The sequence below is a fragment of the Pseudorhizobium endolithicum genome, from assembly GCF_902153245.2.
GTDB classification, from domain to species: Bacteria; Pseudomonadota; Alphaproteobacteria; order Rhizobiales; family Rhizobiaceae; genus Neorhizobium; species Neorhizobium endolithicum.
In genome coordinates, this window is sequence record NZ_CABFWF030000015.1 from 11,523 (window position 1) to 27,436 (window position 15,914).

Consider the following 15,914-nt stretch of genomic DNA (forward strand, 5'->3'; position numbering starts at 1 on the left):
ATGCTGGCAGCACTCGCCATGGCGGCGGGGCTTCTCGCCGCCATGGTCAGCCTCGCCGTATCCATCGGCGAGGTCTCCATCCCCCTCCCGACCACCGCCAAGGCGGTGGCCAACCGGCTCTTCGGCGCGGAGTTCGTGTTGAGCCGGATCCATGAAGGCATCGTATGGGACTATCGCCTCAGCCGGGCGCTCGTCGCAGCATGCGCCGGTGCGTCCCTGGCGCTCTGCGGCGCCATGCTGCAGGCGCTTCTACGCAATCCGCTGGCCGAGCCCTATGTGCTCGGCATCTCCGCCGGAGCTTCGACGGGAGCGGTCTGCGTCATGATCCTCGGTTTCGGCTACGGTGCGGTGAGCCTATCGGGCGGCGCCTTCATTGGCGCCGTTCTGGCCTTCCTGCTGGTCGGGATCCTCGCGGCAGGGGTGGGCGGCACGAGCGAGCGCATCATCCTCTGCGGCATTGCCGGCTCGCAGCTCTTCAATGCGCTCACCTCCTACATCGTCACGACCTCGGCGAATGCGGAGCAGGCGAGGGGCGTTCTCTTCTGGCTCCTGGGCTCGCTCAGCGGCGTGCGCTGGGTGGACGTCTACCTCGCCGCCCCCGTCTGCCTCGTCGGGCTCCTCGTCTGCCTTGCCCATGTGCGGGCGCTCGACTCCTTTGCCTTCGGCACCGATGCCGCCGCCTCGCTCGGGATTTCGGTGCGGCGGGTGCAGATCGTCCTGCTCGCGACAACGGCCGCCATGACGGCCAGCGTCGTCAGCATGGTGGGGTCGATCGGCTTCGTAGGGCTGGTCATTCCCCATGCGGCGCGCTTCATCGTCGGGCCGGGCCATGCACGGCTCCTGCCTGCGGCAGCTTTCGGCGGGGCGATCTTCATGGTGGGTGCCGACATCATCTCCCGGATCATCATCCCGCAGCAGGTCCTGCCCATCGGCGTCGTCACGGCCCTGTTCGGCGCCCCCGCCTTCGCGCTGATCCTCTACCGCGCGAGGCGAACGGCATGAGCATCGCCGTCGAAAACGTCAGCTTCTCGGCCGGCAGCAGGCTCGTCGTCGACGGTGTCACCCTCACCGTGCCAAAGGGCAAGGTCCTCGGCCTGCTGGGGCCGAACGGCTCGGGAAAATCGAGCCTGCTGCGGCTCATCTGCCGGCTGAGAAGGGCCGAAAGCGGCGTCATCCGCCTCGGCGACGACGATATCGCCTCCATACCGCGCGCAGCACTTTCCCGACGCGTCGCCTTCGTGGAGCAGCAGGCGACGACCGATACCCAGCTTACGGTCCGCGACGTCGTGCGGCTCGGGCGTACGCCGCACCGGGGGCTGCTGTCGTCCTGGACGGCGGAGGACGAGGCGGCCGTCTGCCAGGCGCTGGACCGGGTCGATATGCGCGAAAGGACTGGGCAGCTCTGGCAGACGCTTTCCGGCGGCGAACGCCAGCGCGTGCATATCGCCCGGGCGCTGGCCCAGGCACCGGCCGAACTCCTGCTCGACGAGCCGACCAATCATCTCGACATCCAGCACCAGCTCGACATCCTCTCGCTGGTGTCGCGCCTCGGCATCACCTCGATCATCGCGCTGCACGACCTCAACCTCGCGGCAATGTTCTGCGACCAACTGGCGGTACTTCGGGAAGGACGCATCGTGGCCGCGGGCCCGCCGGACGCGGTGCTGACCGAGGACCTGCTGAAGGAGGTTTTCCGGGTACAAGCCAAGGTGGAAGCCTCTCCGCATCACGGGCGGCCGCATATCCACTATCTGGGATGACCCGAAGAGGCGGCCGGAAGGCGATAGGCTGTCCCCACAGACCTTCGAGGCCGGCTTCGACCACCCTCGGGATCAGGGCGAGCGCGCTCGGTCATGCGGTTGCAGCAGGGCGGACTCCTCCCTTGTCCCCGGGTCGAGCCCGAGGATCACGCGCGGACGGATTCATCCCTTGGCGATCCACGGGTCTCACTTCGTTCGCCCGGGGTGCGCGTTCCGGTCGGTGACGGCTGTCGCTCGGGGATGGGAAGGCTTGGTTTTGGATCCTCGGGTCAAGCCCGCGGATGACGAAAGCGAGGGCGGGGCAGGACGTCCCACGCTCCCCTCATCCTGAGGTGGCCGGCAAAAGCCGGCCCTCGAAGGATCCTTCTTGCGCCGCCGCTAGCCCTTATGGCACCACCCGCCCCCGCCCTTCGAGGGTCGCTGCGCTCCCACCTCAGGGTGAGGGCTGACCGCCTGTGCCTCACCGGAGGTGACGGTTATCGCTCCTGCTCAGTCTCCTGCCGCTCGACGGGGCCGCGCCGAGACAGGGCGGGCAGTCTCTCATAGGCGTGGGCGATCAGCGCTCCCTTTTTGGCGCGATTCCAGCCCTTGATCTGGCGTTCACGAGCTATGGCGTCGACAATGCGGTCATAGATCTCCATGAACACGAGCTCGACGGGCCGGCGACGAGCGGTGTAGCCGTCGTAGACACCGGCATTGTGCTCCCACAGGCGCGCGTAGACGTCCTGCTTCGTCAGTCCGGTATAGTAGGAGCCGTCGCTGCAGCGGAGCATGTAAACGGTGACTTCCATGCGGATGCACTCCCGCCGTGTCGCCGCTATGCAACCGCAACCATCGGACTTTGTCGAGAGGCATCCGCATCCGCCCTCATCCTGAGGTGGCCGGCTTTGCCGGCCCTCGAAGGATCCTTGTTGCTCAACCGTCCGCTATTGCCCGCCCTAGACCCTCGACAGTGGCTGCGCTCCCGCCTTAGGGCTAGGGCCGGCGTGGCGGGGCCACTGACGCTTCCGGCCATGAGCATAGCCGAAATGACGACTTTGCTACCGTTAACGAAGGCAACCCTGGATCATCTGGCCTTCGTCAACACGCTCCGGCGAATGGCGAAGAGGATAACAAGCTTGCGAGCCAATCGAACGACGGACCTTCAAAGCCGGTCAAGACGCAGACCCGCGACAAAGCGGTGAGCAAACCGCGATGTGCGAGATCCCTCACTCATCCCCCATCTTCAGCGCCGCGATGAACGCTTCCTGCGGTATTTCCACCTTGCCGAACTGGCGCATGCGCTTCTTGCCTTCCTTCTGCTTGTCGAGAAGCTTGCGCTTGCGGGTGGCGTCGCCGCCGTAGCACTTGGCGGTCACGTCCTTGCGCAGCGCCCGGACCGTCTCGCGGGCGATCACCTTGCCGCCGATCGCCGCCTGGATCGGGATCTGGAACATGTGCGGCGGGATGAGTTCCTTGAGCTTTTCGCACATGCCGCGGCCGCGGCGGTCGGCGGCGGAGCGGTGGACGAGCATGGAAAGCGCGTCGACCGGGTCGCCGTTGACGAGGATCGACATCTTCACGAGGTCGCCGGCGCGGTAGTCGATGATGTTGTAGTCGAAGGAGGCATAGCCCTTGGAGATCGACTTCAGCCGGTCGTAGAAATCGAAGACCACTTCGTTGAGCGGCAGCTCGTAGGTGATCATCGCGCGGTTGCCGACATAGGTGAGTTCGGTCTGGATGCCGCGCCGGTCCTGGCAGAGCTTCAGGATGCCGCCGAGATATTCGTCGGGCGTCATGATCGTCGCCTTGATCCACGGTTCGCGGATCTCGTCGATCTTGACGACGTCCGGCATGTCGGCCGGGTTGTGCAACTCCTTCTCGGTGCCGTCCGTCAGCGTCATCTGGTAGACAACGGAGGGGGCGGTGGCGACGAGGTCGAGGTTGAACTCGCGCTCCAGCCGCTCCTGGATGATTTCCAGGTGCAAGAGGCCGAGGAAGCCGCATCGGAAGCCGAAGCCGAGGGCGGCCGAGCTTTCCATCTCGAAGGAGAAGCTCGCGTCGTTGAGGCGAAGCTTGCCCATGGCGGCGCGCAGGTCTTCGAAATCGGCGGCATCAACGGGGAAGAGGCCGCAAAAGACCACCGGCTGGGCGGGCTTGAAGCCCGGCAGCGCGGAAGCCGTCGGCTTCTTGTCGTCGGTAATCGTGTCGCCGACGCGGGTATCGGCCACTTCCTTGATCGAGGCCGTGATGACACCAATCTCGCCGGGGCCGAGTGAATCGACCTGCAGCATCTTCGGCGTGAGCACGCCGACGCGCTCCACGCCGTAGCGGGCGCCGGTGCCCATCATGCGGATCTGCTGGCCCTTGGTCAGCACGCCGTCGAGTACGCGCACGAGGACCATGACGCCGAGATAGGTGTCGTACCAGCTATCGACCAGCAGCGCCTTGAGCGGCGCCTTCTCGCCACCCTCGCTCTTCGGCGGCGGCAACTTGTGGACGATCGCTTCGAGAACGTCGGGAATGCCGAGCCCGGTCTTGGCGGAGATCATCACGGCGTCGGAGGCGTCGATGCCGATCACCTCCTCGATCTGCTCCTTGATCCGGTCCGGCTCGGCCGCCGGCAGGTCGATCTTGTTGAGGACCGTGACGAGTTCGTGGTCGTTGTCGATCGCCTGGTAGACATTGGCGAGCGTCTGGGCTTCCACGCCCTGGGACGCGTCGACAACCAGCAGCGAGCCTTCGCAGGCCGATAGCGACCGGGAGACTTCGTAGGCGAAGTCCACGTGGCCGGGCGTATCGATCAGGTTCAGGACATAGGTCTCGCCGTCCTTGGCCTTGTAGTGCAGGCGCACGGTCTGCGCCTTGATAGTGATGCCGCGTTCGCGCTCGATGTCCATGGAATCGAGGACCTGTTCCGACATCTCGCGTTCGGCAAGGCCGCCGCAGGTCTGGATCAGCCGGTCGGCAAGGGTGGACTTGCCGTGGTCGATATGGGCGACGATGGAAAAGTTGCGGATATGGTCAAGGGGCGTGCGGTCGGTGCTCATGGTCCGCGCATATAGCAGCGGTCAAAGGCGCCGCATAGCCGGTAGTCACCGGCATTTGCGACAAATGCGCCGCTTTTCGCGGGCGTGCCGCGTTTTAGCGGGCGAACTGTTCCGGCCAGTCGCGGCGGGTGGCCACCTGCCCTTTGGTGCGCAGCCGGGCGACGTCGGCGAGATCGATGTCGACGAGGAGCCAGGAGGTCTCCTCGACGGTGTCCGACGGACTTTCGGCGACGATGCCGGAGGGCGGCATGCCGTAGTCGGAGGGGACGTAGAGGGCGGCGCGGCCGCGGTTTTCGTCCATGGCCGGAGACCAGGGGGCGGTCCCGGCGGTGGGGGAGGAGAGGACGGCAAACTGGTTCTCCAGCGCGCGGGCCTGGGCGCCGATGCGGACCCGGAAGCTGCCGGCGAGCGTATCGGTGCAGGAGGGAGCCAGCACCAGTTCCGCGCCGAGTTCGGCGAGCCGGCGGCCGAGCATGGGGAATTCGTTGTCGTAGCAGATCAGGATGCCGAGCGTGCCGAGATGGGTCTCGAAGGCCTTGAGGCCGTCCTGGCCCGCGGCGATCCCCCATTGCTCGCGCTCGAACCGGGTCATGATCTGCTTGTCCTGGTGGCCGATCAGCCCGTCGGGGCCGAACAGCCAGGCGCGGTTGCGGTACTGTCCGTCAGGGTCGAGCACGGGGGCGGAACCGGGCTGGAAGACGATCCGGTGCTTGCGGGCAAGCCCTTCGCAGAGCTCCAGCCAGCGCGGGATCAGCGGCTGGATGCCGGAAATCGAGCCGTGCAGGTCGGAGCGTGTCGCTGCGTCCAACTGGCCCGCCAGCACCAGGCCGGCATATTCCGGCATGAGCAGGAGTTCTGCCCCCTGGGCGGCGGCCTCCTCCACCAGACCGGTCAGGTGACGGACATAGTCGTCGAAGCTCTCGATCAACTCTATGGCGTACTGGCAGGCGGCAAGCTTGATCATGCGGCGAGATCCTTGATCCAGAAGGAGAGGGGTTTTTCGCTTTCCGCCGCTTCATCGAGGTCGCGCCAGGCGAAGGTGGTGCGAAGCTCCGGATGGTGGCGGTAGCCGCGCTTTTCCCAGAAGGCATCGAGCGGCACGTAGTCGGCCGGGCGGCGGGGGTGGTCCAGCGGGCGCTCGACGGCGCAGAAGGCCGCATAGCGGAGGCCGAGGCGGCGTGCCTGCGCCTCGCGCTCGGCGAAGAAGGACACACCGATGCCGCGGCCGCGATAGGCGGGCAGCAGCACGCTTTCGCCGAAATAGAAGTGGTCGGCCGGGTCGCGCCCGGCGGCGTGGAAGGGCGCCTTCACTTCGTCGGTCTCGGTGGCCATGGGCGTTCCCGTCGAGGCGCCGACGACGACGCCGTCATCGATCGCCAGCACGAAGATCGAACCTTGCGAGCGGCCATAGGTGGAAAGATAGCGCTCCTCATAGGCGAGGTCGCCGTCGTAGAGATAGGGGAAGTCGCGGAAGACGGCGATCCTGAGCCGCGCCACGTCGGCAAAGCAGGCCGCGGCGTCAGCGCCCGAAAAGGTTTTTATTTCTAGGGTCATAGATTATGTTCAGCCGGTTGCGGAGCAGTTATATCGTCGTGAACCATCCGATCCAACCCTCTGCCAGAACCGGGGACCAGCATGACCGCCACCGAGACCGTCCGCGCCTATTACGACGCCTTCAACGCCCAGGACATGCAGGCCTTCCTGGCCCTGCTGACGGATGACGTGGTGCATGACGTCAACCAGGGGGAGCGGCAGGTGGGCAAGCAGGCCTTCGCGCGATTCATGGAGCACATGAACCGGTGCTACCGCGAAAGGCTGACCGACATGGTCATCATGGCCGATGCGGACGGCAGGCGTGCGGCCGCCGAGTTCATCGTCAACGGCGAGTATCTGGAGACCGACGAGGGCCTGCCGGAGGCGAGGGGCCAGACCTACCGGCTGCCGGCCGGCGCCTTTTTCGAGATCCGCGAGGGCAAGGTGGCGCGGGTGACCAATTACTACAACCTCAACGACTGGATCGCCCAGGTCGGGGAATGATTCCGGCGAGGGCCTGCTGCCCTGCGCGCCGGCTGTTGAGCCTGCCGGGCATCCTATAGCTGCATATTTCCCCGAAGCCGGTGATCAGGCGGGGCAGGAAGGAATCCGAGGCTGCTGAAGCGAAGAGGACAGACACTGGGACCCCTGGCGGCAGGAGCGATGGTTTTGCTCCTGTCGATTGTTGCCGCCACTGCGGTGGAACAGTCCCACAACCGGCAGATCGCGCGGGAACTCGCCGCCATCGCAACGCGGATAGAAGGGCGGATTGAGACCCAGACGGCGCTGCTGTCTTCCCTGCGCGGCTTCCTGAGCGCCACCGGCTATCGGATCGATCCTCCAGCCATTCGTCGCTTTCTCGGGCTGAGCGACCAGAACGGGCTGACCGCCGGCATGCAGGGCGTGGGGATCGCGCTTCACCAGAAGGCGGACGATGTCGCTCCGGCAGAGGCGATCCTGAAGGACGCCTATGGCCAGGGGCGTGGTGTCTGGCCCGAGACAGACCAGCCCGACCGGTTCCCGATCGTCCTGCTGGAGCCGGCAGACGAGCGCAACCGGGCCGCCTATGGCTATGACATGTATGCCGAACCGGTGCGGCGCGAGGCGATGGATCGGGCCTGGCGGTCAGGTGAGGCGGCTGCGACGGCACCGGTCGAGCTTGTCCAGGAAATCACCGCCGACAAGCAGATCGGCTTCCTGATCTACCTGCCGGTGATCCGCGACGACGGCACGATCCACAGCCTCGTCTATGCGCCCTACCGTATCGGCGACATGATGCACGAGGTCTTGACTCAGCCGAGCGATCTCGGGGTCACCGCAAGGGTGGTGGATACGGCAACGGGCGTCGTGATGCTCGAGCCGGACAAGGATCTTGCCTTCAGCGCGAGTTATCCGATCTTAATGGCGGATCGGGAGTGGAGGGTTGATCTCGCCTATCGCGACCGTGCTGCAACCTTCAACCAGGCGTCCTTTCTCCTGCTGGTCGGCGGCGGGCTCGTGGCGGTTCTGCTGCAGTGGCTCCTGCAGCAGCGCGAGCAGAGGATCCAGGCCGAACTGGATGCCGCGCGCGAGGTCCGGCGCTCGGCCGAGCTTCGCGGCCTGCTCCTGGAGGAGACGAGACACCGCCTGAAGAACTCCGTGGCGCGGATTTCGGCGATCGCGCGGCTGACGGCCCGGCAGGTGGAGACGAAGGAGGATTTCCTCACCCTGTTCGAGCGGCAGCTCCACGCGCTCGCAGCGGCACAGGACCTTCTCAACCCCGCACTGGGGGGCGGGGTTGACCTGCGTGCCCTGCTGGACGCCGAACTTGCCTCTGTTGGCGGCAACCGCGAAGCGATCGTCGTTGAGGGGCAGCCTGTTCGTCTCGACTCCAACCAGGCCCAGGCGCTCGGGCTGATCCTCCACGAACTGCTGACCAATTCCTTGAAATATGGCGCGCTGTCGCAGGAGCAGGGCCTGCTGACGGTCCGCTGGACGGTTCTGGAGCGGGTCAGGATGGAGTGGATCGAGACCGGAGCGAGACCGGCGGACGCCCAGGCATCGGGTTTCGGTACCCGGCTGATCGATACGCTGGTGACGCGCCAGCTCGGCGGCCGACTGTCGCGGCGGCCGGCCGAAGACGGCATGAGGATCGACATAGACTGGCCTCCGGCTGCTCGCTGAACCCGGTCACGGTCTTTCTTCTTCTGCGCAAATCTCCTTGACTCCATCATAAGAGAAATGAATTCTTCTATGATGGACGATGCCAGCCGCAACTTCGATCGGTCGATCGGCGACCGGGTGCGATCGCTCCGCGCAAGGCGGGGGCTGACCCTGACCGAGCTCGCCCAGCGTTCGGGCGTCAGCCGAGCAATGATCTCCCGCATCGAGCGCGCCGACGCCAGCCCGACTGCCGCGCTCCTCGCCCGAATTTGCGAGGCTTTGGGGGAGACGCTCTCGGCCTTCTTCGCCGATGAGGACGTGCCGGCTTCGGCGCTCAGCCGGAGGGCAGGACAGAGGCTGTGGCGTGATCCCCATACGGGCTATCTGCGCCGCTCGATCTCGCCGGCGGGCATGGGAAGCCGCGTCGACGTCGTCGAGGTGGAGTTCCCGCCGGGGGCAAGGGTTGCCTTCCCGCCGAGGGGGGAAAGCAAGGTGATGACGCAGCATGTCTGGCTGTTCGAGGGCGAATTGCAGATGACGGTCGGCGAGATGCTGCACCGCCTGCTGCCGGGCGACTGCCTGTTCATGGACCTCGGCGATGCCTTCGAATTCCACAATCCCGGCAAGACAGCCGCCCGCTATGCAGTGATCCTCGACCAAGGTCACTGACAGAAACAAGGAGCATGCAGATCGTGACCGCAGCCATACGCATTGCCGATGCCGAGACCGCCATGGCAGCCATCCCGGATCTTTGCGAGGTGCTTTCCGACTGCATCAATGGCGGAGCGTCGCTGGGTTTCATGCTTCCCTTCAAGCCTGAGGATTCGGCCGACTACTGGCGCGGCATCGCCGAGCAGGTCGGGTCGGGCGGTATCATCCTCGCTCTCGCCGAGATGGAAGGAAGGGTCGTGGGAACCGTACAGGTGGGACTTGCATCCAAGCCGAACCAGCCGCATCGCGGCGACCTGATGAAGCTTCTCGTGCACCGCTCGGCCCGCGGTCTGGGCCTCTCGCGCCTGCTGATGCAGGCGGTCGAGGCGGAGGCGGCGCGGCGGGATCGCACGCTGCTGGTGCTCGACACCGCGACCGGCAGCGAGGCGGAGGCGATCTACCCGCGCTTCGGCTGGGAAAGGGTGGGCGTCATCCCGGACTATGCGATGTGGCCGGACGGCGGCTTTTGCGGCACCACCCTTTTCTACAAGCGGATCGGATTGCCAGGCTCTCTGCAAGCGGCCGGGATGTGAGCCGGAAAAGTCGGAACATCGGTTCCTGCCGGGGGTTACGTCTTCGTCACCAACCCAAAGACGGAGACGACGATGACGAAGAGCGATGTTGAACAGGCCATAAAGCGGGCGGAACGCCAGGTGGAGAACACCAGCGCGGGCGGACATCTCGGCGGGACCTATTATGGCCAGGAAGCGGACGGCAAGACCGCGACCACCACCGACCGCTTCGGCTCCAAGGCAAGGCCCAACAACGGCAGCAACTGAGATCGTATGAGTTGAAGAATAGGCCCCGCACGCGTGCGGGGCCTATTCTTTTGATGTTGAGCCAGATCAAGGGCACGCCCACGCAAGCGGGTAGGCTGCAGGTGCTTGAATAGCTGTGGAGGCGCCTTATGCTCGGCTTCGTTGCTGAAACTATCCTTCGCCCGGCCGGTGCGATCGTTGAATGGTATGCGGGTCGCGATGCGAATGGTTTTGCCGTCCATCAGCTGATCGTCGCCCTGATCGCCATGGCTCTCTTCTGCATCGCCGTTCTCTACTGGCCGCGGGTGTGGCGCGGCCTCCTCCATCGGTAGATTCGCAGGACGTCAACGGGCGGCCGCGTTGAGGTCTTCTGCAAGGTAGACGCGCGCCGACGAGGGACCGTCTTCGAGCGATGCCGCAAGGAAGCCGCCGCCTGCGATAACGGCAAGCATAAAGAGAATGGCGGTTCCGAAGCCGCCCTTTGCGGGGCGGCGTGACGAATAGTGATATGACATGAGAAGCCTCCGAGAAGATGCTTCTACAACGGGCTGAGACCCCGGCCGGTTCCGCGGTCTGGGATGAAAAGTAGAAAGTTCTAATGGAATGGGCGGCGAGGTCCGTGCGCACCGGTCCTCGCCGCGTATCCGGACGGGCTTACAGCGTCCCGTTGCGTTGCTGGATCATCATGAAGGTGTCGTAGCTGTACTCGGCGACCTGCGCCCATAGATAGGCGTCCTTCTTGAAGGCCAACTGGCTGTCGTAGAGCTTCTTGAACGAAGGGCTCTTTTCCGACAGCTCCGCATAGGTTTCCATTGCCGCCTTGTAGCAGCCTTCCATGATCTCCTGGCTGAACGGCTTGAGGACCGCGCCGTCGGCCACCAGTTGCTTCAGGGCTACGGCATTGCGGGCATCGTAGTTCGCCAGCATGTTGTTGTTGGCGGACGCGCAGGCATTGGCGAGTATCTGCTGGTAGCTCTTCGGCAGGCCGTTCCACTTGCCCAGATTGAAGAAGGCATGCATGGCAGGGCCGCCTTCCCACCAGGCGGGATAGTAGTAGTACTTGGCCACCTTCTGGAAGCCGAGCTTCTGGTCGTCGTAGGGGCCGACGAACTCGGTCGCGTCGATCGTACCCTTTTCCAGTGCCGGATAGACGTCGCCCGCCGCGATCTGCTGCGGCGTCACCCCGACCTTCTGCATGACCTGTCCGGCAAGCCCGGCAATACGCATCTTGAGGCCTTTGAGGTCATCGAGCGTGTTGATCTCCTTGCGGAACCAGCCGCCCATCTGGGTGCCGCTGTTGCCGGCCGGCAGGGCGTAGAGATTGCGGGGCGCAAGGAATTCGTTGATCAGGTCGTTGCCGCCGCCGGCGGTGAACCAGGCATTGGTCATGCGGGCATTGAGGCCGAACGGAATGGCGGTGCCGAGCGCGAAAGCCGGATCCTGGCCGATATAGTAGTAGGAGCAGGTATGCGCCATCTCCACGGTGCCGCTCGCGACCGCGTCGGCAGCCTGCAGGCCGGGGATGATCTCGCCTGCGGCAAAGACCTGTATGGTGAACCGGCCGTCGGTCGCGTTCCTGACGCTTTCGGCGATCTCGTTGGCGGCGCCGAAGATGATGTCGAGGTTCTTCGGGAAAGACGAGGTGAGCCGCCAAGTGACCTGTGGCTGTTCCTGGGCGATGGCGGGAGCTGCAAGCGGCAATGCTGCGGCGGCGCCTGCGCCGGCCGTTGCAGCCTGCCGCAGGAAGTGTCTACGGTTCATGGGATCCCTCCTCATGGGATGGCGAGAGTTTCTATGGGTCTAGAGGCTCGGCGCGCTGGCCGGGAAGCGGAAGTGCAGCCCGCAGCCGATGCGTGGAACAGGAGGGGTGCCGGCAGGGCCGGCACCCTTGGCATCAGAGCGTGCCGTTACGCTGCTGGATCATCATGAAGGTGTCGTAGCTGTATTCGGCGATCTGCGCCCACAGATACGCATCCTTCTTGAACGCCTGCTGGCTGTCGTAGATCTTCTTGAAGGCGGCATTGTTCGCCGAGATCTCCGCATAGGTTTCCATCGCCGCCTTGTAGCTGGCATCGAGGATTTCCTGACTGAACGGTCGAAGGATCGCACCTTCAGCCACCAGTTCCTTGAGAGCAGTGGCATTCCGGGTGTCGTAGCGCTCCAGCATGCTGGCGCTCCCGGCTGCGCAAGCGTCGTTCAGCATGCGCTTATAGTGTTCCGGAAGGCTGTTGTACTTTTCGAGGTTGACGAAGGCGTGAACCGCCGGGCCGCCCTCCCACCAAGCCGGATAGTAGTAGTACTTGGCGACCTTGTAGAAGCCGAGCTTCTGATCATCGTAGGGGCCGACGAATTCGGTGGCGTCGATCGTTCCCTTCTCCAGCGCGGCATAGACGTCACCGCCGGCGATCTGCTGCGGCGTGACGCCGACCTTCTGCATGACCTGACCGGTAAGGCCGGCGATGCGCATCTTCAGACCCTTCAGGTCCTCGATCGTGTTGATCTCCTTGCGGAACCAGCCGCCCATCTGCGCGCCGGTATTGCCGAGGAGGATGGAGTGGATGTTGTAGCCGGAAAGGAATTCGTTGAGCAGTTCGTTGCCGCCGGCCTGGTTGAACCAGGCATTGGTCTGGCGCGCGTTGAGGCCGAACGGAATCGACGTGCCGAGCGCGAAGGTCGGGTCCTTGCCGACATAGTAGTAGGCGCAGGTATGGGCCATCTCGACCGTACCTGCCGAGACCGCATCCGCGGCTTGAAGGGCAGGAACGATCTCACCGCCGGCGAAATGCTCGATGACGAAATTGCCGCCGGAGGCTTCCCGGACATGGTCGGCGACGATCTGACCGGCACCGAACAGGATGTCGAGGCCCTTGGTGAAGGACGAGGTCATGCGCCAGCTGATCTTCGGGTTTTCCTGAGCGATCGCCGGTGCTGCAAGCGTGGTGGCCGCCGCGGCCCCGACGCCCATCGTGCCGGCCTGACGGAAGAATGTTCTGCGGTTCATCGGATTCCATGCCTTTCGAATTGGTGGAGCACGACCAGAGCGTGTCTGCCTTCTTGTAAAGCGAATCGTTTCGAGAACGGCAAGAGGTTGAGGCATAAAATTTCGCCAGCCCGACCCGGTTTTTGCCTGAAATTGCGCCGGATGGGCGGCCATGCCGTATCTGCGCTGCCCTCTTGATCCCATCCTGCATCCGGCATAAGTTAGAATTATTCTAAAGAGGATTGCCGGATGCTCAGCTCGTTCTTGTCGATTTCTACCCGCCGGGCCTTCGGCTCTCTCAGCGAAGAGGAGATCCTGGCCTTGGCGATCGGGGCCGAGGAAGAGGATTCACGCATCTATCTTGCCTATGCCGACAATCTACGGAACCGGTTTCCGGCATCCGCCAAGGTATTCGAAGATATGGCGGAGGTGGAGCAGGCCCACAAGAACATGCTGATCGAGATGTTCCGCTCGCGCTTCGGCGAGCGGATCCCGCTCATCCGCCGTGAGCATGTCCGCGGCTTCTATGCGCGTCGCCCCGACTGGCTGGTGCGCAACCTGCCGCTGGACAAGATTAGGCGGCAGGCGGAGGCGATGGAGGAGCAGGCCTTCCGTTTCTACACGGAGGCGGCCAAGCGCGTGGGCGACGCCTCGACCCGCAAGCTGCTGGATGATCTGGCGCTGGCCGAGCAGGGGCACGAGGAGATCGCCCGAACGCTGGCCGAAAAGCATGTGGGCGAGGAGGCGAGGGCGGAGGAAGACGAGGCGGCTCACCGCCAGTTCGTGCTCACCTATGTGCAGCCGGGGCTGGCCGGCCTGATGGACGGCTCCGTTTCGACGTTGGCGCCGATCTTTGCCGCCGCCTTTGCCACCCAGGATACCTGGTCGACCTTTCTCATCGGCCTGTCGGCTTCCGTTGGCGCGGGCATCTCCATGGGCTTTACGGAAGCCGCCCACGACGACGGGAAGATTTCCGGCCGCGGATCGCCGGTCAAGCGGGGGCTTGCTTCCGGCACTATGACCGCGATCGGCGGCCTCGGCCATGCCTTGCCTTACCTGATCCCGCATTTCTGGACGGCGACGATGATCGCGGTGCTGGTGGTCTTCGTCGAGCTATGGGCAATCGCCTTCATCCAGAACCGCTACATGGAAACCCCTTTCATGCGGGCGGTGATGCAGGTGGTGCTGGGTGGCTCCCTCGTCCTAGCCGCCGGCATCATCATCGGCCACGGATAACGAAAAGAGCGGGCCCGGGCCCGCTCTCCGTGACTTCGCATGGAACCTTGATCAGCGAAGGGCGCCGACTAGGACGTCGCGGCCGTTCTCGATGCTGACCCAGCGGCCCGTATTGAACGAGGCCTGCCGCTTCAGGAAGGTGTAGGAGGTCTCGTGCCAGAGCTTCACCTCGCGATCGAGATTATCGAGGATGAAGTCGCCCTGGGCCGTTCGCACCGTCAGGACCGCATGTCCTTCGCCATCCGGCTTGCGAACCACCGTGATCAGCAGGTCGGAGAGCGAGAAGCCCCTGGCCGCCAGTTCGCGCCGCTTGAGGAGCGCGTAGTCTTCGCAGTCGCCGACATCCTTCGGGTAGACCCAGACCTCTTCGCGCCCATAGATGTCCTTGTCGGTCATCGCCTGGATACGCGAATTGACGGAGTCGTTGACGCTCTTGATGAGCGACCAGCCGCGGGGAGTGAGCTTGGGCGCGGGCTTGGAAGCGACGCGCTTGTTGCACTCGCTCGGGTTCTGGCGGCAGAATTCGTAGTGTCCGATGGGCTGGGAGGTCACCGCCCCCGTCACCATGTTGGCCTGGGCGCGAGGCGCCGGTACGGCTGCAGTGGTCGGCGCAAGTACAGAGGCGAGGATCACAGCAATGAGCTGTGCCTTCAAGGCAATTTTCATGGACCCGTCCCTTCAAGTCTTAACAAAACGTTAAGACGGGGTGGCCCGGAGTGTCAATCGATCAACTTTTACTGATCCATTTTGAGAGTGAATATGGTTAAAGGTGATGCTTTTTAGCCGCAGCTTAATTATTAATCATTATTTATGAGGGTGCCGATCGCGGAGAGGAGTTTCTCGATGTCCTGGGGCCGCGAAAGACGGTGGTCGCCGTCGCGGATCAGGGTCAGAACGACATCGTCGGCCGGAAGGTGCTCCACGAGCTTCAGGGCGTGGCGGTAAGGCACGTCCGGATCCGCCATGCCCTGCAGGATGTGCACCGGGCAGCCGGTCTCGATGATCCCGGTGAGTACGAGGTTGCGGCGACCGTCTTCGAGAAGACCCCGAGTATAGATGTTCGGCTCCGGGCCGTATTCCGAGTGCTCTTCGAAATACCCTTTCTCGTCGAGGGTGGCGCGTTGCGCGTCGGTGAGATGGGGTTCGACGAGGTCGCAGGTGAAGTCGGGAGCGGGCGCGATCAGCACCATGCCAACAACCTGCGGCCTGTGGCCGCGGCGGCGAAGCTCCTGGACCAGCCGCAATGCGATCCAGCCGCCCATCGAGGAGCCGACCAGGACGACCTGCAGGGGCTTCACCGCGTCAAGAACCGCGAGCGCCTCCTCAAGCCATCGGGAGATGGTGCCGTCGCGGAACTCTCCGCCCGAGGCGCCGTGGCCGGAATAGTCGAAGCGGACCGCCCCCAATCCTTCCCGGATGGCGAAGGCATCCATCTCGACCGCCTTCGTGCCGGTCATGTCCGAGCGGTAGCCGCCGAGCCAGACGAGCGTCGGACCTCCGGCGGTGGCGGACCGCCGGAGGATGGCGATCTGCCGTTCGGTGCCCGGACCGCCGACGGTGATCGTCATCGGTTCGGGTGGCGTGATCTCGATCTGCGACATGGCGGCCTCCTTTGTTGGCCGCCTTATAAAACAGATTCTTACTCTGTCGGCAGCAGGTGATTTTCCTGCAAAGCTATGCTATTGACTTCGCCGTCGTGATCACGACATTGCCGACGCCTTCGCGAATTGCGTGGGTTTTTCTGCCCGATACCGAAACAGCCAAG

The 15,914-nt window shown here is 64.3% G+C and carries 18 protein-coding genes; 9 read left to right on the plus strand and 9 right to left on the minus strand.

Annotated features, from left to right (window positions below; all coding sequences use genetic code 11):
* On the plus strand, window positions 1–1,002 hold the full coding sequence (locus tag RTCK_RS17580) for a FecCD family ABC transporter permease (protein WP_142593877.1): 1,002 nt from the start codon (window positions 1–3) through the stop codon (window positions 1,000–1,002).
* Complete coding sequence (locus RTCK_RS17585; RefSeq protein ID WP_142593769.1) at window positions 999–1,760, plus strand: ABC transporter ATP-binding protein; 762 nt, start codon at window positions 999–1,001, stop codon at window positions 1,758–1,760. Before RTCK_RS17580 ends, RTCK_RS17585 begins: the two co-directional genes overlap by 4 nt.
* Window positions 1,761–2,236: 476 nt before the next feature.
* Here the strand turns inward: RTCK_RS17585 and RTCK_RS17590 are convergent, their stop codons facing one another.
* The 4 genes from RTCK_RS17590 to RTCK_RS17605 form a co-directional block, all read right to left on the minus strand.
* Complete coding sequence (locus tag RTCK_RS17590; protein WP_142593770.1) at window positions 2,237–2,551, minus strand: GIY-YIG nuclease family protein; 315 nt, start codon at window positions 2,549–2,551, stop codon at window positions 2,237–2,239.
* 417 nt (window positions 2,552–2,968) lie between these two features.
* A complete protein-coding gene (gene lepA, locus RTCK_RS17595; protein WP_142593771.1) occupies window positions 2,969–4,789 on the minus strand; it encodes a translation elongation factor 4 in 1,821 nt (606 codons plus the stop codon).
* Window positions 4,790–4,883: 94 nt separating this feature from the next.
* Window positions 4,884–5,753, minus strand: coding sequence for a carbon-nitrogen hydrolase family protein (locus RTCK_RS17600; protein WP_142593772.1), 870 nt, complete (start codon window positions 5,751–5,753; stop codon window positions 4,884–4,886).
* The gene (locus tag RTCK_RS17605) at window positions 5,750–6,343 is read right to left on the minus strand and encodes a GNAT family N-acetyltransferase (protein WP_142593773.1); all 594 of its coding nucleotides are present in this window, start codon (window positions 6,341–6,343) and stop codon (window positions 5,750–5,752) included. The genes RTCK_RS17600 and RTCK_RS17605 overlap by 4 nt, the downstream gene beginning before the upstream one ends.
* 81 nt (window positions 6,344–6,424) lie before the next feature.
* On the opposite strand from RTCK_RS17605, the gene RTCK_RS17610 reads away from it, so the two are divergent.
* The 6 genes from RTCK_RS17610 to RTCK_RS17635 all read left to right on the plus strand — a co-directional run bounded on the left by RTCK_RS17610 (window position 6,425) and on the right by RTCK_RS17635 (window position 10,265).
* Entirely contained in the window at window positions 6,425–6,826 is a 402-nt protein-coding gene (locus RTCK_RS17610) for a ketosteroid isomerase-related protein (protein ID WP_142593774.1), read from the plus strand.
* 165 nt (window positions 6,827–6,991) lie between these two features.
* On the plus strand, window positions 6,992–8,485 hold the full coding sequence (locus RTCK_RS17615) for a CHASE domain-containing protein (RefSeq protein WP_185928041.1): 1,494 nt from the start codon (window positions 6,992–6,994) through the stop codon (window positions 8,483–8,485).
* Between the two features lie 57 nt (window positions 8,486–8,542).
* Entirely contained in the window at window positions 8,543–9,133 is a 591-nt protein-coding gene (locus RTCK_RS17620) for a helix-turn-helix domain-containing protein (protein ID WP_235988750.1), read from the plus strand.
* A gap of 14 nt (window positions 9,134–9,147) precedes the next feature.
* Entirely contained in the window at window positions 9,148–9,708 is a 561-nt protein-coding gene (locus tag RTCK_RS17625) for a GNAT family N-acetyltransferase (RefSeq protein ID WP_142522082.1), read from the plus strand.
* A 72-nt stretch (window positions 9,709–9,780) separates the two neighbouring features.
* Window positions 9,781–9,954, plus strand: a complete 174-nt coding sequence (locus RTCK_RS17630; protein WP_185928042.1) for a hypothetical protein — start codon at window positions 9,781–9,783, stop codon at window positions 9,952–9,954.
* A gap of 128 nt (window positions 9,955–10,082) precedes the next feature.
* Window positions 10,083–10,265, plus strand: a complete 183-nt coding sequence (locus RTCK_RS17635; RefSeq protein ID WP_142593777.1) for a hypothetical protein — start codon at window positions 10,083–10,085, stop codon at window positions 10,263–10,265.
* Between the two features lie 12 nt (window positions 10,266–10,277).
* Here RTCK_RS17635 and RTCK_RS17640 read toward each other — a convergent pair whose 3' ends face one another.
* From RTCK_RS17640 to RTCK_RS17650, 3 genes are all read right to left on the minus strand, one after another.
* On the minus strand, window positions 10,278–10,448 hold the full coding sequence (locus RTCK_RS17640) for a hypothetical protein (protein WP_185928043.1): 171 nt from the start codon (window positions 10,446–10,448) through the stop codon (window positions 10,278–10,280).
* A gap of 139 nt (window positions 10,449–10,587) precedes the next feature.
* Window positions 10,588–11,694, minus strand: a complete 1,107-nt coding sequence (locus RTCK_RS17645) for a TRAP transporter substrate-binding protein (protein ID WP_142593778.1) — start codon at window positions 11,692–11,694, stop codon at window positions 10,588–10,590.
* 133 nt (window positions 11,695–11,827) lie between these two features.
* Window positions 11,828–12,934, minus strand: coding sequence for a TRAP transporter substrate-binding protein (locus RTCK_RS17650; protein WP_142593779.1), 1,107 nt, complete (start codon window positions 12,932–12,934; stop codon window positions 11,828–11,830).
* Between the two features lie 228 nt (window positions 12,935–13,162).
* Between RTCK_RS17650 and mbfA the strand changes: the two genes are divergently transcribed.
* The gene (mbfA, locus tag RTCK_RS17655) at window positions 13,163–14,149 is read left to right on the plus strand and encodes an iron exporter MbfA (protein ID WP_142593780.1); all 987 of its coding nucleotides are present in this window, start codon (window positions 13,163–13,165) and stop codon (window positions 14,147–14,149) included.
* Window positions 14,150–14,200: 51 nt separating this feature from the next.
* On the opposite strand, the gene RTCK_RS17660 is transcribed toward mbfA, so the two are convergent.
* The gene (locus tag RTCK_RS17660) at window positions 14,201–14,815 is read right to left on the minus strand and encodes a transglutaminase-like cysteine peptidase (protein WP_142593781.1); all 615 of its coding nucleotides are present in this window, start codon (window positions 14,813–14,815) and stop codon (window positions 14,201–14,203) included.
* 131 nt (window positions 14,816–14,946) lie between these two features.
* The gene (locus tag RTCK_RS17665; RefSeq protein ID WP_235988756.1) at window positions 14,947–15,717 is read right to left on the minus strand and encodes an alpha/beta hydrolase; all 771 of its coding nucleotides are present in this window, start codon (window positions 15,715–15,717) and stop codon (window positions 14,947–14,949) included.
* Window positions 15,718–15,914 lie beyond the last annotated feature (197 nt).

Excerpts from the sequence above, each read along its gene's own strand:
- RTCK_RS17580 (WP_142593877.1), top strand. The coding sequence starts at position 1 with ATGCTGGCAGCACTCGCCATGGCGGCGGGGCTTCTCGCCGCCATGGTC.
- RTCK_RS17585 (WP_142593769.1), top strand. The coding sequence starts at position 999 with ATGAGCATCGCCGTCGAAAACGTCAGCTTCTCGGCCGGCAGCAGGCTC.
- RTCK_RS17590 (WP_142593770.1), bottom strand. The coding sequence starts at position 2,551 with ATGGAAGTCACCGTTTACATGCTCCGCTGCAGCGACGGCTCCTACTAT.
- lepA (WP_142593771.1), bottom strand. The coding sequence starts at position 4,789 with ATGAGCACCGACCGCACGCCCCTTGACCATATCCGCAACTTTTCCATC.
- RTCK_RS17600 (WP_142593772.1), bottom strand. The coding sequence starts at position 5,753 with ATGATCAAGCTTGCCGCCTGCCAGTACGCCATAGAGTTGATCGAGAGC.
- RTCK_RS17605 (WP_142593773.1), bottom strand. The coding sequence starts at position 6,343 with ATGACCCTAGAAATAAAAACCTTTTCGGGCGCTGACGCCGCGGCCTGC.
- RTCK_RS17610 (WP_142593774.1), top strand. The coding sequence starts at position 6,425 with ATGACCGCCACCGAGACCGTCCGCGCCTATTACGACGCCTTCAACGCC.
- RTCK_RS17620 (WP_235988750.1), top strand. The coding sequence starts at position 8,543 with ATGAATTCTTCTATGATGGACGATGCCAGCCGCAACTTCGATCGGTCG.
- RTCK_RS17625 (WP_142522082.1), top strand. The coding sequence starts at position 9,148 with ATGCAGATCGTGACCGCAGCCATACGCATTGCCGATGCCGAGACCGCC.
- RTCK_RS17630 (WP_185928042.1), top strand. The coding sequence starts at position 9,781 with ATGACGAAGAGCGATGTTGAACAGGCCATAAAGCGGGCGGAACGCCAG.
- RTCK_RS17635 (WP_142593777.1), top strand. The coding sequence starts at position 10,083 with ATGCTCGGCTTCGTTGCTGAAACTATCCTTCGCCCGGCCGGTGCGATC.
- RTCK_RS17640 (WP_185928043.1), bottom strand. The coding sequence starts at position 10,448 with ATGTCATATCACTATTCGTCACGCCGCCCCGCAAAGGGCGGCTTCGGA.
- RTCK_RS17645 (WP_142593778.1), bottom strand. The coding sequence starts at position 11,694 with ATGAACCGTAGACACTTCCTGCGGCAGGCTGCAACGGCCGGCGCAGGC.
- RTCK_RS17650 (WP_142593779.1), bottom strand. The coding sequence starts at position 12,934 with ATGAACCGCAGAACATTCTTCCGTCAGGCCGGCACGATGGGCGTCGGG.
- mbfA (WP_142593780.1), top strand. The coding sequence starts at position 13,163 with ATGCTCAGCTCGTTCTTGTCGATTTCTACCCGCCGGGCCTTCGGCTCT.
- RTCK_RS17660 (WP_142593781.1), bottom strand. The coding sequence starts at position 14,815 with ATGAAAATTGCCTTGAAGGCACAGCTCATTGCTGTGATCCTCGCCTCT.
- RTCK_RS17665 (WP_235988756.1), bottom strand. The coding sequence starts at position 15,717 with ATGACGATCACCGTCGGCGGTCCGGGCACCGAACGGCAGATCGCCATC.